At 72.7% G+C, this 13,660-nt stretch carries 11 protein-coding genes; 7 read left to right on the plus strand and 4 right to left on the minus strand.

Annotation, left to right across the window (positions count from 1 at the left end; all coding sequences use genetic code 11):
- Positions 1–11 precede the first annotated feature (11 nt).
- Together IE177_RS17235 and IE177_RS17240 are read left to right on the plus strand one after the other, a co-directional pair.
- Positions 12–1,250 carry a nucleotide disphospho-sugar-binding domain-containing protein gene (locus tag IE177_RS17235; protein WP_190016245.1) on the plus strand — a complete coding sequence of 413 codons (1,239 nt, stop codon included), beginning with the start codon at positions 12–14 and terminating at the stop codon, positions 1,248–1,250.
- A gap of 125 nt (positions 1,251–1,375) precedes the next feature.
- On the plus strand, positions 1,376–1,861 hold the full coding sequence (locus IE177_RS17240) for an ATP-binding protein (RefSeq protein ID WP_190016246.1): 486 nt from the start codon (positions 1,376–1,378) through the stop codon (positions 1,859–1,861).
- A gap of 42 nt (positions 1,862–1,903) precedes the next feature.
- Here the strand turns inward: IE177_RS17240 and glpK are convergent, their stop codons facing one another.
- The gene (glpK, locus tag IE177_RS17245) at positions 1,904–3,418 is read right to left on the minus strand and encodes a glycerol kinase GlpK (protein ID WP_190016247.1); all 1,515 of its coding nucleotides are present in this window, start codon (positions 3,416–3,418) and stop codon (positions 1,904–1,906) included.
- A 43-nt stretch (positions 3,419–3,461) separates the two neighbouring features.
- Entirely contained in the window at positions 3,462–4,229 is a 768-nt protein-coding gene (locus IE177_RS17250) for an IclR family transcriptional regulator (protein ID WP_190016248.1), read from the minus strand.
- A 195-nt stretch (positions 4,230–4,424) separates the two neighbouring features.
- Here IE177_RS17250 and IE177_RS17255 point away from each other — a divergent pair, with 195 nt between their 5' ends.
- The gene (locus tag IE177_RS17255) at positions 4,425–4,850 is read left to right on the plus strand and encodes an ATP-binding protein (RefSeq protein ID WP_190016249.1); all 426 of its coding nucleotides are present in this window, start codon (positions 4,425–4,427) and stop codon (positions 4,848–4,850) included.
- 92 nt (positions 4,851–4,942) lie between these two features.
- On the opposite strand, the gene IE177_RS17260 is transcribed toward IE177_RS17255, so the two are convergent.
- Both IE177_RS17260 and IE177_RS17265 read right to left on the minus strand, forming a co-directional pair.
- On the minus strand, positions 4,943–6,103 hold the full coding sequence (locus tag IE177_RS17260) for a PP2C family protein-serine/threonine phosphatase (protein ID WP_190016250.1): 1,161 nt from the start codon (positions 6,101–6,103) through the stop codon (positions 4,943–4,945).
- Positions 6,104–6,204: 101 nt separating this feature from the next.
- Positions 6,205–6,963 (minus strand): IclR family transcriptional regulator, encoded by a 759-nt coding sequence (locus IE177_RS17265; protein WP_190016251.1) that lies wholly within the window; start codon positions 6,961–6,963, stop codon positions 6,205–6,207.
- Positions 6,964–7,135: 172 nt separating this feature from the next.
- On the opposite strand from IE177_RS17265, the gene IE177_RS17270 reads away from it, so the two are divergent.
- The 4 genes from IE177_RS17270 to IE177_RS17285 all read left to right on the plus strand — a co-directional run bounded on the left by IE177_RS17270 (position 7,136) and on the right by IE177_RS17285 (position 13,410).
- Positions 7,136–8,848 carry a GMC oxidoreductase gene (locus tag IE177_RS17270; RefSeq protein ID WP_190016252.1) on the plus strand — a complete coding sequence of 571 codons (1,713 nt, stop codon included), beginning with the start codon at positions 7,136–7,138 and terminating at the stop codon, positions 8,846–8,848.
- Positions 8,845–10,449, plus strand: coding sequence for a patatin-like phospholipase family protein (locus IE177_RS17275; protein ID WP_190016253.1), 1,605 nt, complete (start codon positions 8,845–8,847; stop codon positions 10,447–10,449). Before IE177_RS17270 ends, IE177_RS17275 begins: the two co-directional genes overlap by 4 nt.
- A gap of 251 nt (positions 10,450–10,700) precedes the next feature.
- Positions 10,701–12,833, plus strand: coding sequence for a SpoIIE family protein phosphatase (locus IE177_RS17280; protein ID WP_190016254.1), 2,133 nt, complete (start codon positions 10,701–10,703; stop codon positions 12,831–12,833).
- A gap of 130 nt (positions 12,834–12,963) precedes the next feature.
- Entirely contained in the window at positions 12,964–13,410 is a 447-nt protein-coding gene (locus IE177_RS17285) for an ATP-binding protein (protein WP_190016255.1), read from the plus strand.
- Positions 13,411–13,660 lie beyond the last annotated feature (250 nt).

Here is a 13,660-nt window from a genome sequence, read left to right on the forward strand (position 1 = left end):
CGGGAGACCGAGTGCGAGTTCTGTTCACGCCGTATCCCTGGGCGAGCCACTACTACCAGATGGTCGGCCTCGTGTGGGCGTTCAGGGCGGCCGGCCACGAGGTCCGGGTCGCCGTGCCCCCGTCCGTCGTCGACGCCGTCACCGGCAGCGGAATCGTCGCCGTCACGGTGGGCGGCCGCTACGATCTCATGGCGGGCGTCGCCGGCCTGGTGAAGGCGCGGCAGGAGCTGGTGGACCAGCCGGCCGGCCGGGACGAGCGGGGAGAGCTCCGCCCGGAGGCGCGGCGCGAGCTGCTGCGACTCAGGATGGTCCCGCACACCAGGGCGGCGCAGGACGCCGCCGAGGACCTGGTGGCCGTCACCCGCGCGTGGCGGCCGGACATCGTGGTCGCCGATCCACTCGTCTACGCGGCCCCGCTGGCGGCGGCCGCGGCGGGAGCCCCCCTCGTCCGGCACCTGTGGGGTCCGGACATGTGCCGCCACCTCGTCATGCCGGGATCCGGGGTGAGCGCGCGGGACGATCCGCGGGCCGCCTGGCCCGCGGAGCTGGCCGCCCTCTACGAGAAGCACGGTGCGACGCCCGCCGCCGACGTCGCCGTCCGGACGCTCGACAACTGCCCGCCCGGCCTTCAGCTCCCCGGGGTGCCGAACCGGATCCCGATGCGCTTCACCGCCTACAACGGCACGGCGGTGGCCCCCTCCTGGCTGTCCGAGCCCGCCGGCAGACCCCGGATCTGCGTCACCTGGGGCTCGGCGGCCACCGCCTACCTGGGTCCGGAGTCGTTCCTGGTGCCCCGCATCCTCGACGGGCTCAGCGGCCTCGACGTGGACGTCGTCGTCGCCGTCAGGCGGGCGGACGCCGCGCGCATCCCCGCGGTCCCCGCCGGGGTGCGGATCGTGGAGGGGATGCCGCTGGAACTGATCCTGCCGGGCTGCGACGCGATCGTCCACCAGTCCGGCGCCGGGACCACACTCACCGCCGCCCTGCACGGAGTCCCCCAGCTGACCCTCCCGCAGGTCGCCGACCAGGGCCTGGTCAGCGACCGCCTGGCCCGCACCGGCGCGGGCATCGTCCTGGCGCCGGACGATACGGAGCCGCACGCCGTCGAGGCCGCCGCGGGGAAGCTCCTCGGCGCCGGCGAGCACCGTGCGGCGGCCCTGCGCCTGCGCGAGGAGATGCTGACCCAGCCGGCCCCGTCCGCGGTCGTCCGCACGCTGGAGGACCTGGTCGCGACGCACCGGGAAGGCTGAGCCCGAGGCGGCAGGCGTGGGCTGCCGGCTCCCGGGGAACTCCGCTGCGCCGGGAGCCGTTCCCAGCGTGCGGTCGTCGTGGCCGCGCGCGGCGGGGAAGGGCCGCGGAGGACGGCGGCGGACGGATGGACGGACGAGGACCGGGCGCGGTGGCGGAGCTGGTGGTGCTGGTCGGCTTGCAGGCGTCGGGGAAGTCGGCGTTCTGCGAGCAGCGCCTGCGCGCCGGTCACGTCCTGGTCAGCAAGGACGCCTTCCCGCGCTCGGCCCGGCACAAGCAGGCCCGTCAGATGCGGCTGGTGACACAGGCGCTCGCCGCCGGCCGGTCGGTGGTGGTCGACAACACCAACCCCTCACCCGAGGAATGGGCGCCGCTCGTGGAAGCGGCCCGAGCCCACGGCGCCACGGTCGGCGCGTACTGGTTCCCGCCGGACCTCGCCGGCTCCCTGCGCCGCAACGCCGCCCGCTCGGGCCGCGCCCGGGTGCCCGACGCCGGCATCCACGCGACGCTGCGGCGCCTGCGCCGCCCCACGCGGGCCGACGGCTTCGACGCCGTCCACGTCGTCCGCTTCGACGGGCTGGGAGGCTTCGAGGTCTGTGCCTCGGGCGCCTGACGCGCCGCGGCCGAGACCCGTCCCTCCGGCAGCGGACCCGGGTCAGGAGGACTCCGGCGCCCTGACCCACCCCAGGGACCGCTCGACGGCCCGCTTCCAGTTGTCGTACTCCGACTCCCGCAGCGCGGGGTCCATGTCCGGCAGCCACTGGGCGGCCCGGTGCCAGTTGCGGCGCAGCACCTCCAGGTCCGGCCAGTAGCCGGCGGCCAGCCCCGCGGCGTAGGCGGCGCCCAGGGAGACCGTCTCGGCGACCATCGGCCGCACCACGGGCACGTCGAGCACGTCGGCGACGAACTGCATGAGCAGGTTGTCCGCCGTCATGCCGCCGTCCACCTTGAGCTGCTCGATGGCCACCGACGAGTCGGCGTTCATGGCGTCGACGACCTCCCGTGTCTGCCACCCCGTGGCCTCCAGCACCGCCCGGGCCAGGTGCCCCTTGGTGATGTACGAGGTGAGGCCGACGATGACCCCCCGCGCGTCGCTGCGCCAGTGGGGCGCGAACAGCCCCGAGAAGGCGGGGACGATGTAGCAGCCGCCGTTGTCCTCCACCGTCCGTGCGAGCGTCTCGATCTCCGCGGCGCTGCTGATCATTCCCAGGCGGTCGCGGAACCACTGGACGAGCGCGCCGGTGACGGCGATCGACCCCTCCAGCGCGTAGACCGGCTGCTGGTCCCCGATCTTGTAGCCGATGGTCGTCAGCAGCCCGTGCCGGGACCGCACGAGCTCGTTGCCGGTGTTGAGCAGCAGGAAGCCGCCGGTGCCGTACGTGCACTTCGCCTCGCCCGGCGAGAAGCAGGTCTGGCCGAAGAGGGCGGCCTGCTGGTCGCCGAGGGCGGCCGTGATGAGAACACCGGGGAGCAGCGCGCGGGCCTCGCCGTACGTCTCGGCGGAGGACCTGATCTCGGGCAGCATCGGGCGGGGCACCCCGAAGAACTCCAGCAGCTCGCCGTCCCAGGTGAGCGTGCGGGTGTTCATCAGCATGGTGCGGCTGGCGTTGGTGACGTCCGTGATGTGCAGGCCGCCGTCGGCGCCTCCGGTGAGGTTCCAGATCAGCCAGGTCTCCATCGTCCCGAAGAGCACCTCGCCGTCCTGCGCGCGCTCCTGGAGCCCCTTGACGTGGTCGAACAGCCAGCGGACGCGCAATGCCGAGAAGTAGGTCGACGGCGGCAGGCTGCACCGCTCCTCGAAGAACTCCTCCCCGGGGCGCTGCAGGAGGTCCTCCACGAGCGGCGCGGTGCGGGTGTCCTGCCAGACGATCGCCCGGCCCAGGGGGGCGCCGGTCCGCCGGTCCCACAGGACCGTCGTCTCACGCTGGTTGGCCAGGCCGACGGCGGCGACCTGATCGGTGCCGACCCCGACGTCGGACAGGGCCTCGGGCACGGCGCGCTGCAGGTTGTGCCATATCTCGAGGGCGTCGTGCTCGACCCAGCCGGGCCTGGGGAAGTGCTGCTGGTGCGGCTTCTGCGCGACCGACACCAGCCGTCCACGGTGGTCGAACAGGATGCATCGGGTCGAGTTCGTGCCCTGATCGATGGACATCACATACCGTTCCACCATGATCGGGTCTGCCTTCCGAGGGGTCGAGGGCGGCCGTTCCGGCTCACCAGCGGGTGGCTCCGAGGTCCCTGGAGATCGCCCGTGCGGCCTCCCGGATCAGGGTGATCAGGTGCGGGCGCGGACGGTTGTGGCTGTCGCAGATCCGCTCGACCGGACCGGACAGCCCGATCGCGCCGACGACGAGGCCGCCGTGCCCCCGGATCGGCGCGGCGAGCCCGGCCTCGCCCATGCTCATCTCCTGCACCTCGGCGGCCCACCCGAGGTCCCGGATCTCGGCGAGTGCCTGGGCGAGCTGCCGGGGATCGACCAGGGTGTGCCGGGTGTACGCCTCCAGCTCCGGCTGCTGCGCCGGCTCCGTGATCGCGGTCCCGTAGGCCAGCAGGACCTTGCCGAGGGACGAGGCGTGCAGGGGCAGCAGCGCGCCCACGTCCAGCGTCTGAAAGGTGTCGTCCGGACGGAACACGTGGTGGACGATGAGGACGCTGCCTTCCAGGGGCGTTCCCAGGCGTACCGACTCCCCGCTGCGGGCGGCCAGGGCGTCGGCCCAGTTGAGCGAGCGCGAGCGCAGCTCGTTGACGTCCAGATAGCTGGTGCCGAGGTGCAGCAGCGCGGCCCCCAGCTGGTACTTCCCGGTCGCCTCGTCCTGCTCCACGAAGTCCACGTGCTGCAGCGTGCGAAGAATGCCGTGCGCCGTGCCCTTCGCCAGCCCGAGCGAGGCCGCCACCTCGCCGAGCCCGAGTCGGCGGGGCCCGCCGGCGAGCAGACGCAGGATCGCCGCCGCCCGTTCGATCGACTGGACTGGGCCGGCCATGAGGCGAGCCTAGTACCGGCAGGACCGGATCGCCGCGCGGAGGGCCGCATCGAGGTCGGCCAGGAAGATCCTCGTTCGGCAATGCCGACCGCGGTTCATTGACCCGGCCGATTTGTGTTCATAACGTTCCCCATGGCCCGGAAAGCACGGAGAGACGGCACACCGGACCGCGGCCCACTCGACCCGGGAGAGAACATGGCGGCACAGCTCAACACGCTGCTCAGGGCGGCATACGAACACGTGTGTCCGGTGCCGCCCGTCGCCGGCGCCGTCTGCGCCGTACGCCGACGGGTGAGGGCGGTTCTCGCGGACTGGAGCGTGCCCGCGGACATCGCCGAGGAAGCGCTGCTCGTCGTGTCGGAGCTCGTCACCAACGCCGTCGTCCACGCCCGGCCCCCGGCCGTACTGCGGCTGTCGTTGGCGCAGGCCGACGGCGCGCCCACCGTGCGGATCGAGGTCACCGACGCGGGCCCGGCGCTCGCGGTGGGACAGGCCCTCCTGGGGATCGACCCGGACGAGCACGGACGCGGCGAGGCCATCGTGCACGCCCTGGCGACCCGGCACGGCATACGCGTCCACTCGGGCGGTGTCACCCGCTGGGCCGATCTCGTCGCCGCCTGAGCCGCAGCCCCGACCGCGACCGAAGGCCGGCCCGGACCTGAAGCGGAACACCGGGCACCGCACGGACTACACAACACCGGGCACCGCACGGACTACACGCAGACCGCCGGTTCGTCCGCGGTCCGCCTGCGCAGCAGGAACAGGGCCGCGTCGTCGTGCAGCCGGCCGCCCACGTGCGCCAGCAGCTCGTCGTGGAGCGCCGTGAGCATGCGCGCCGGGTCGTCCGAGACATGGCGGGCCACCCCCTCGGCGAGCGGATAGAACTCCCGGGCGTGATCGCGGGCCTCGGTGACCCCGTCGGTGTAGAGCAGCAGCCGGTCGCCCACCGCGAACCGGAGCCGCTGCAGGCGTGGGGCCTGGCCGGACAGGGCACGCAGCCCGAGGGGCGGAGCGGGATGGTCGGGCTCCACCGCAGTGACGTCCCCGGACGCGGTGATCAGCAGCGGCGGTGCGTGCCCGCAGTTGACCAGCTCCAGCTGTTCCGGCCCCGGGTGGCCGGCGACCACGGCGGTGACGAAGTCGTCGGGGCCGAGGTTGCGCGCCAGACTCCGCTCGATCCTGCCGACGACGGCGAGCAGATCGGCCTCGTCGTGCGCGGCCTCGCGGAAGACGCCCAGCACGAGTGCGGCGGTCCCCACGGCCGGCAGTCCCTTGCCCCGCACGTCGCCGACGATCAGCCGCACCCCGTGCGAGGTGCGCACCAGCGCGTAGAAGTCCCCGCCGATCCGCGCCTCCGCCGCCGCGGCGCTGTAGCGGACGGCCGCCTGGAACGGGCCGACGGTCTCCGGGACGGGCTGGAGCAGCGCGTGCTGGGCGGCCTCCGCGACCGAGCGGACCGCGGCGAGCACCCGTTCCCGGCGGACGCGCAGCGCGCTGGCCAGGCCACTGGCCGCGGTGACGGTCAGCAGGACGGACAGCACGGCCGTCAGCTCGTGACCGGGAACCCGGTGCCTGCCGCCCAGCAGCACGGCCACGGCGGCCGCCAGCAGGCCGGCGCACAGCACGCCGCGCGGCCCGTTGGTGGTGGCGGCCAGTGCGGGCCCGGCCGCCAGCAGCGGCAGCCAGATCATTCCCGCGCCGCCGACGACGTCGACCAGCACGACGGCGACGACGACCAGTACCGGCAGCGCGGACAGTGCGGCGGCCGGGTGCCCGGCCGCACGCCGTCGCATCGATGCCCACGCACCCGCCGCACGGTGACCGGACAGCCGCTTCGGCACGTGGCCGCCGCCTTCGAGTGGAGCCTGGCTCATGTTCCGTCCGCAGTCCTCACCTGTGTGCGGGGCGCGCACCCGCACCTGCCCTCGCGATCCAGGAGACGGGTTCGGCGCGGGCGGCCACAAGCAGCGGGTTTTCAGATAGTGAGCGAGAGCCCCCTGGTCACACGGCTCGCGATCGGAAGCAGCCGCGCTCCGACCTCCCGCAGCTGGGCGTGCCGCCCCACCGGCAGGGACACACCGAGCGCACCGATCATGTCCCCGCAGTACACGGGCACCGCGACGCACACCGTACCGAGCGCGTACTCCTCCAGGTCGGTGACGGCGGGTGCCATGGGGGAGGAGTCGAGCCGGCGCAGCAGCTCGGGAACACTGGTGACGGTGCGGGGCGTGAGAGCGGCGAGGCCATGCCTGGACAGGTAGTCCCGGCGGGCCTCCTCGTCCAGCTCGCGCAGCACGGACTTGCCGAGCGCGGTGGCGTGCCCGGCGTCCGCGAACCCCACCCACAGGTCCACCCGCGGGGCGCGGGGGCCGTCGACGATCTCGGCGACCCGGATCTCGCCGTCCTCGTAGAACGTCAGGTAGGCGGCGGTCGACAGTTCGTCCCGCAGGCCGGCCAGCGTCGGGCGGACCCGGTTGAGCACGGCCTGCGCCCGGCCCGCCGTGTGCAAGGACTTCACCTTGTCGCCCAGGACGAAGCAGCCGTCGGGCAGCTTCCGCACGTAGCCGTCGGTCACCAGGGTGCGCAGCAGGTGATAGGTGGTGGCCAGGGGCAGCCCCGTCTCCCGCGCCAGCTGCTTCGCCGGCGCGCCGTTCTCGTGCACGCTCACCGCCTCCAGCAGACGGAAGGCCCGCTGCACGGACGTGATGAGCGTGGGTCCGTCCCGAGCACCCACAGCACAAGGCTGCGCCGCGCGCCCGTCGCAGGCAAGAGCGACAGTACGACCGTGCGTCCGGGCACGCCCGCACCGCCGGAACCGGCGCCGGGCCGCGCGTTTGACAGCCGCGCAGGCCGGCCGCTTACTGAAAAGGAGATCCGGGCCCTGGGGAGACATCACGGAGGGTTCCATGGACTCATTCGACGCGGTTGTCGTCGGCTCCGGATTCGGTGGATCGGTGACGGCGTTCCGCCTCGCCGAAGCAGGGCTGCGGGTATGCGTTCTGGAGCGCGGAAAGGAATACCCGCCCGGCTCCTTCCCCCGCAATCCGCACGAGACGGCCAAGAACTTCTGGGACCCGGACTTCCGGATGTACGGCCTGTTCGACCTGTGGAGCTTCTCGAAGCTGGACGCCCTGGTCTCCAGCGGTCTGGGCGGCGGATCCCTGATCTACGCCAATGTTCTGCTCCGCAAGCCCGAGAAGTGGTTCGTGCACGAGACGTTCGAGGGCGGCTACGAATCCTGGCCGGTGACCCGCGCGGACCTCGACCCGTACTACGACCGGGTCGAGACCATGCTCGGCGCGAATCCGTATCCCTTCGCCGAGAAGCCGTACCAGGACACGCCCAAGACGATCGCCATGCGCCAGGCCGCCGAACGGCTGGGCCTGCCCTGGCAGTTGCCGCCCCTGGCCGTCGCGTTCGCCGAGGAGGAGCATCCGCCGGTGCCCGGGGTCCCCATCGAGGGCGGCGAGAACAACCTGCACGGCAGCCCCCGCTACACCTGCCGCCTCGTCGGCGAGTGCGACCTGGGGTGCAACTTCGGGAGCAAGAACAGCCTGGACTTCACCTACCTCAGCGCGGCCAAGCAACTCGGCGCGGACATCCGTACGTTGTGCGAGGTCCGCTCCTTCGAGCGGCTGGACCACGGATTCCTGGTCACCTACCTCGAACACCGTCCCACCGGTGATGGAGACCCGCCGGAGCCCCCGGTCCGGCGCACCGTCAGGACCAGACGGCTGGTGCTCTCCGCAGGCGCCCTGGGAACGCCGTACCTGCTGCTCAGGAACCGCAGCGCCTTCCCCGGGCTCAGCCCGGCGCTCGGCAGCCGCTTCTGCGGCAACGGCGACTTCCTCGGGCTGCTGTTCAGGGCGAGGACGAAGCGCCGCGCCGGCGACGGCGACGAGGAGGTGACGGCACCCCGGCTGCTGGAGCCCGGCTTCGGCCCCGTCATCACCAGCGCGATGCTCATGCGCGACGGGCACGACGGCGGCGGGGCCGCGGGCCGGGGCTTCTACCTGGAGGACGCCGGCTACCCGGAGTTCCTCAACTGGCTGGTCGAGGACAACGTGCTGACCCTGTCCGGGCGCGTCGGACGGTTCCTGCTGCGGCGCGGCTGGTCCCAGCTGACCGCGAGCCCCCGCAGCCGGGTGGGCCGGCAGGTCTCCGGCGCACTGGGCAAGGGCCGGCTGACGGCGGCCTCCCTGCCGCTCCTCGGCATGGGCAGGGACGTCCCCAACGGCCGCCTGTTCCTGCGTGAGGGCAATCTGGACCTCGCCTGGGACCTGACCCCCTCCGGGCCCTACTTCGACCGGATGAACCGGACCATGCGGCGGGTCGCGCACAGCCTCGGAGGGATATACGCCTCCAGCCCGCTGTGGTGGCTGAACCGGCTGATCACCGTGCATCCGCTCGGCGGCGCCCCCATGGGCCGCGACCGGCGCGAAGGGGTGGTGGACTCCTTCGGGCAGGTGCACGACTGCCCCGGGCTGTCGATCGCGGACGGCTCCGTCATGCCCGGACCCGTGGGGACGAACCCCTCGCTCACCATCGCGGCGATGGCCGACCGGTCGGCCGACCGGATCATCGAGGACCACGACAAGCACCCTGCGGGGCCGTCATGACGAACGACCACGAGTCGCACGACCACGAGCCGCACGACCGCGAATCGCACGACCGCGAAAGGCACGACCACGGCACGGGAGGGGACGGGGCCCCGCGCAGATCACTGCTCCTGGCCGGAGGCGGCGTGAAGGTGGCGTTCCAGGCGGGCGTCCTCCAGGTCCTCCTCGACGAGGCCCGACTGCGCTTCGACCACGTCGACGGCGCCAGCGGCGGCATCTTCAACCTCGCCATGTACTGCCAGGGCATGTCGGGACGGGACATCGCGGACAACTGGCGTCGGCTGCGTCCCCTGAAGGGCGTCAGCCTGAACTGGCGCGAACTGCCCAAGGGCCCGTACGCCCGTTCCCTGTTCACCCTGGAGGGGTACCGCCGTCATGTCTTCCCGGACTGGGGGCTCGACTGGGAGCGGATCAGGGCCACCGACCGCGTCGCCACCTTCAACCTCTACAACTTCAGCGCCAACGAACTCCAGCCGGTGACCGCCGACCGGATGGACGAGGACCGCCTCCGCGCCGGGGTGTCCCTGCCGATGTGGTTCCCTCCCGTGGTCATCGACGGACAGACCTACATCGACCCCGTCTACCTGACCGACGCCAACGTCGAGGAGGCCATCCGGCGCGGCTGCGACGAACTGTGGATCATCTGGACGGTCAGCCGGCGCCGGCGCTGGCGCGACGGGTTCGTCGCCAACTACTTCCACATCATCGAAACCGTCGCCAACGGCCGGCTGAAACACTGGCTCGACCGCGTGGAGGCCAGCAACGCGGCCCTCCGCCGCGGCGAGCAGGGGGAGTTCGGGCGCCCGATCGACGTCCGCACGATCGAGGCCGAGGTGCCCCTGCACTATCTGATCAACTTCGGCCGGGACCGGTTCGCCCAGGCCGTCGAGCTCGGGGTGTGCAAGGCCCGTCAGTGGTGCGCGGACCAGGGCATCCCGTACACACCTGCCCGGTCCCCGGACCGCCCGCGCGACACGACCCGCCTGAGCTTCAGCGAACGCATGGTCGGCGCGGTCGCCTTCGGCGAGAAGGAGTACGACGCCCCGGCCGCCGCGGCCTCCGGCACGGTCGCCCGCCTGGACCTGCGCCTGACGGCCGGCATCAAGGGAGTGGACCGCTTCATCGCCGACCCCCGTCACGAAGCGTCCCTGACCGGTCGGGTCATCTGCCAGGAACTCGGCGGACGGCTTCCCGTCGAACACGGCAGCCTGCGGCTGCTCGTCGAGGACCGGGACCCGGAACACCTGCGGATGCTGTACCGGATCCACTTCACCGACCGTGCGGGCCACCCGCTCACGCTCACCGGCTTCAAGGACGTCGGCGAGGACTCACGGCGCGGACTGTGGAACGACACGACCGTCCTGTACACACGCGTCCTGCGCGGCCACCTCGCTCCCGAAGAGGACGACGCGGCCGAGGTGGTCGCCTCGGGGACCGTCCGCATCCGCCCGGCCGACTTCCTGAAGCAGCTGACGACCTTCCGCGTACAGGCGCCGACCCTGGGCGCCCGGGTCACCGTACTGCGCCGCTTCGGGCAGTTCTTCCTCGGCAGGCTGTGGGACGTCTACGGCCAGAACGTCCTGGCCTGGTCGCCGCTGTGAACCCCGCCGCGGCCGAGCCCCGGGGACGGCCGGCGCGGGACGCCCGGCACGGGGCCGCTGCGCACGTCGGCCGGCGCAGCGGCCCCGCCGTACCGTCCCGGTCCGCTTCCCCGGTGAGCGTCCGGCGCCGGCCGGGTCACCCGCGGTGCGCCGGCCGAGAGCGGCCGCGTCCGTCACCGACCGCCCGCGCCGCGGAGGGGTAGAAGTGGAGTGATGGCCGGAACACCGGGGGACCACAGGGAGCAGGTGTGATGTCGGGAGCGGAGCAGCGCCCGGAGCAGACGGACCGCCCGGAACCGATCGACCGCCCGGCGGACGACGCGGCCGTCCCGAGCGGGCTCATGGATCTGCTGGGCGTCGCCGCGGTGCTGCTGAAGGCCGACGGCCGGGTCGACATGTGGAGCCCGCAGGCCGAGCAACTGTTCGGCTACGCCCGCGGCGAGGCGGTCGGTCAGTACGCGGCGCCGCTGCTCCTCCACCCGGAGCAGCAGGACGCGGCGATCACCCTGTTCGCCGACGTGATGCTGACCGGCCGGAGCTGGGCAGGGGCCTTCCCCGTGCGGCTCAAGGACGGCAGCACCCGGATGGTCGAGTTCCGCAACATGCGGCTCACGGACAGCGACGGCGACCACTACGCCCTGGGACTGGCCACCGACCGGAACACCCTGCGGCAGGTGGAGCGCAATCTGGCCCTGTCCACCCGGTTGGTCTCCCAGGCGCCGATCGGACTGGCCGTGCTGGACACGAACCTGCGGTACCTGGCCGTCAACCCCGCCCTGGCGGCCATGCACGGCGTCCCGGAGCCCGACCACCTGGGCCAGAACATGCGCGAGATCCTGCCCGGCGCACCGTTCCTCAACGCGGAGGCGGTGATGCGGGAGGTGCTGGCCTCGGGCGTCCCCGTGGTCGACCTGCAGGTGGTGGGCCGCACCTCGGCCGATCTGGACAACGACCACGCCTGGGCGGTGTCGGTCTACCGGCTGGAGGACGCCCACGGGCACGTCCTGGGCATCGCCAACGTCGTCGTCGACGTCACCGACCGCTACCGGGCGGCCAAGAAGGCGGACGAGGCCCAGCGGCGGCTGCGCCTGATGGCCAACGGATCGGCCAGGATCGGCACCACCCTGGAGGTGGAGCGCACCGCGCAGGAACTGGCCGACGTCCTCGTGCCCGACCTGGCCGACCTGGCCGCGGTGGACCTGCTGGACTCCGTCCTGCAGACGGGCCGCACGGACCTCGGCGAGGGCCCGCCGCTGTTCCGCGCCATGGCGGTGAAGACCGCCTACCCGACGGAGGCGGCCCGGGCGATCGTCCCGCCCGGCCGCCTCACCACCTACCACGCCGACCACCCCGCGTCCCACGTCATCCGCACCCGCCGGCCCATGCTCATCAGCCATCTGGACGGCAAAGACCTCGGCCGTATCGCCGCCGACTCCGACGCCGCACGCGTGCTCGCCCGGGCCGGTGTGCACAGCGACCTGGCCGTGCCGCTCATCGCCCGCGGACAGGTCATCGGGGTCATGGGCCTGGCCCGCGCCCGCAACCCCCTGCCGTTCGACGACGACGACCTCACCCTCGCCTGCGAACTGGCCTCGTCCGCGGCACTGAGCATCGACAACGCCGTCCTGCACCTCCACATCCGCAGCGCCGCCGAGACCCTCCAGCGCAGCCTGCTGCCGCAGCTCCCGCCCCGGCATCCCGGTCTCGAGGTGGCAGCCAGGTACCGGCCGGCACAGGCCTTCAGCGAGGTCGGCGGCGACTGGTACGACGTGATCCCACTCGACGGGGACCGCACCGCCCTCACGGTGGGCGACGTCATGGGCAGCGGCATCCCGGCCGCCACCGCCATGGGCCGGCTGCGCACCGCCACCTCCACCCTCGCCGACCTCGACCTGGACCCCGCCCGGATCCTCACCCACCTGGACAAGATCACCCACGGGCTGGACCCCTACATCGCCACCTGCCTCTACGCGGTCTACGACCCGCACGCCGCCCGGCTGCACGTGGCCTCCGCCGGTCACCTGCCCCCGGTCCTGGTCCGGGCCGGCGAGCCACCGGCACTCCTCGACCTGCCGACCGGCACGCCGCTCGGAGTCGGCGGCGTCCCCTTCGAGACCACCACCCTCCCCCTGGAACCCGGCGACCGGCTGGTCCTCTACACCGACGGCCTGGTGGAGACCCGCAACGACCCCATCGACGAACGCCTGGGCGACCTGCTGCGGCTGCTGACACCGTCGGACGACTCCACGGAGGAGACCTGCGACCGCCTCCTGCGGCAGCTGCGCCATCCCGCCGGTCACGACGACGTCGCCCTCCTCATCGCCCGGGCACAGCCACTTCGGACGGCTCGCGGAACCGAGCGCCGACGCCAGGGCCGGGTATGACCGAAGGCCACTGCCCCGGATGTGACGGGTGATGCCCCGGTGTGGCGCAGGCAACATCGGGGTGACAGGCGTTACCGGCGGTTTCGCGGGTACGCGCGGGGATGTGAACGGGGTAGCGAAGGCGGCCGTTATGGAATCAGGGCCCGAGCGCGAGGGCGGTACGGCGCCGGACGATCAGGGCATGCGGATCTCGGTGGCTCTGGACGGGGACGGTACGTGCATCGCGCAGGCCCGCCATCTGGCCGTCGGTTTCCTCACCCGGGTGCAGGCCGAGCACGGGCTGCCAGTCTCGCAGCGGGCACTGGACCTCACGCAACTGGTGGTCAGCGAACTGGTCACCAACGCCCGCAAGTACGCGCCGGGCCCCGTCCTGATGGGCCTGCGCGTCGTGGACGGCCTGATCGAGGTGGAGGTGTGGGACTCGGAGCCGGTGCTGCCGGTGGCCCGGGCCGCCGACGTCGGGCGGGTGGGTCAGCACGGGCTGGAGATCGTGATGGCCGTCGCCCAGGGCTTCGCCGTCCAGCGGGAGCCGGTCGGCAAACGCGTCACCGCCCGCCTGGCCCTCATGGACCACTAGGGCCTCTCTTTCGGATCTTCGGGCTGGCGCATCGGCCACCGCCCCCGGTGAACCGCGCCGGCCGTTTGCGTCTTCCGTCGGGGCGCCGAGGTGGCTTGGCGTACCCGGCAACGGGCACTCGTCCCCGGTCGTCCGCCGGGAGGGAGCCCGAACCGTGGTCATCGTCGCGTGCCTTCTGCTGCCGGTGGCGGGAATGCTGTTGTACGGCATGGACCGAGTCGAGGACTGGCTGACGCGTCCGCCGAAGCCG

It is taken from the genome of Streptomyces lucensis JCM 4490 (assembly GCF_014650035.1).
GTDB lineage: Bacteria > Actinomycetota > Actinomycetes > Streptomycetales > Streptomycetaceae > Streptomyces > Streptomyces lucensis.

Coding starts and splice junctions, on each gene's coding strand:
- IE177_RS17255 (WP_190016249.1), top strand. CDS start 4,425: ATGGCGGCACAGCTCAACACGCTGCTCAGGGCGGCATACGAACACGTG.
- IE177_RS17260 (WP_190016250.1), bottom strand. CDS start 6,103: ATGAGCCAGGCTCCACTCGAAGGCGGCGGCCACGTGCCGAAGCGGCTG.
- IE177_RS17270 (WP_190016252.1), top strand. CDS start 7,136: ATGGACTCATTCGACGCGGTTGTCGTCGGCTCCGGATTCGGTGGATCG.
- IE177_RS17240 (WP_190016246.1), top strand. CDS start 1,376: ATGGACGGACGAGGACCGGGCGCGGTGGCGGAGCTGGTGGTGCTGGTC.
- IE177_RS17285 (WP_190016255.1), top strand. CDS start 12,964: ATGGAATCAGGGCCCGAGCGCGAGGGCGGTACGGCGCCGGACGATCAG.
- glpK (WP_190016247.1), bottom strand. CDS start 3,418: ATGGTGGAACGGTATGTGATGTCCATCGATCAGGGCACGAACTCGACC.
- IE177_RS17250 (WP_190016248.1), bottom strand. CDS start 4,229: ATGGCCGGCCCAGTCCAGTCGATCGAACGGGCGGCGGCGATCCTGCGT.
- IE177_RS17280 (WP_190016254.1), top strand. CDS start 10,701: ATGTCGGGAGCGGAGCAGCGCCCGGAGCAGACGGACCGCCCGGAACCG.
- IE177_RS17275 (WP_190016253.1), top strand. CDS start 8,845: ATGACGAACGACCACGAGTCGCACGACCACGAGCCGCACGACCGCGAA.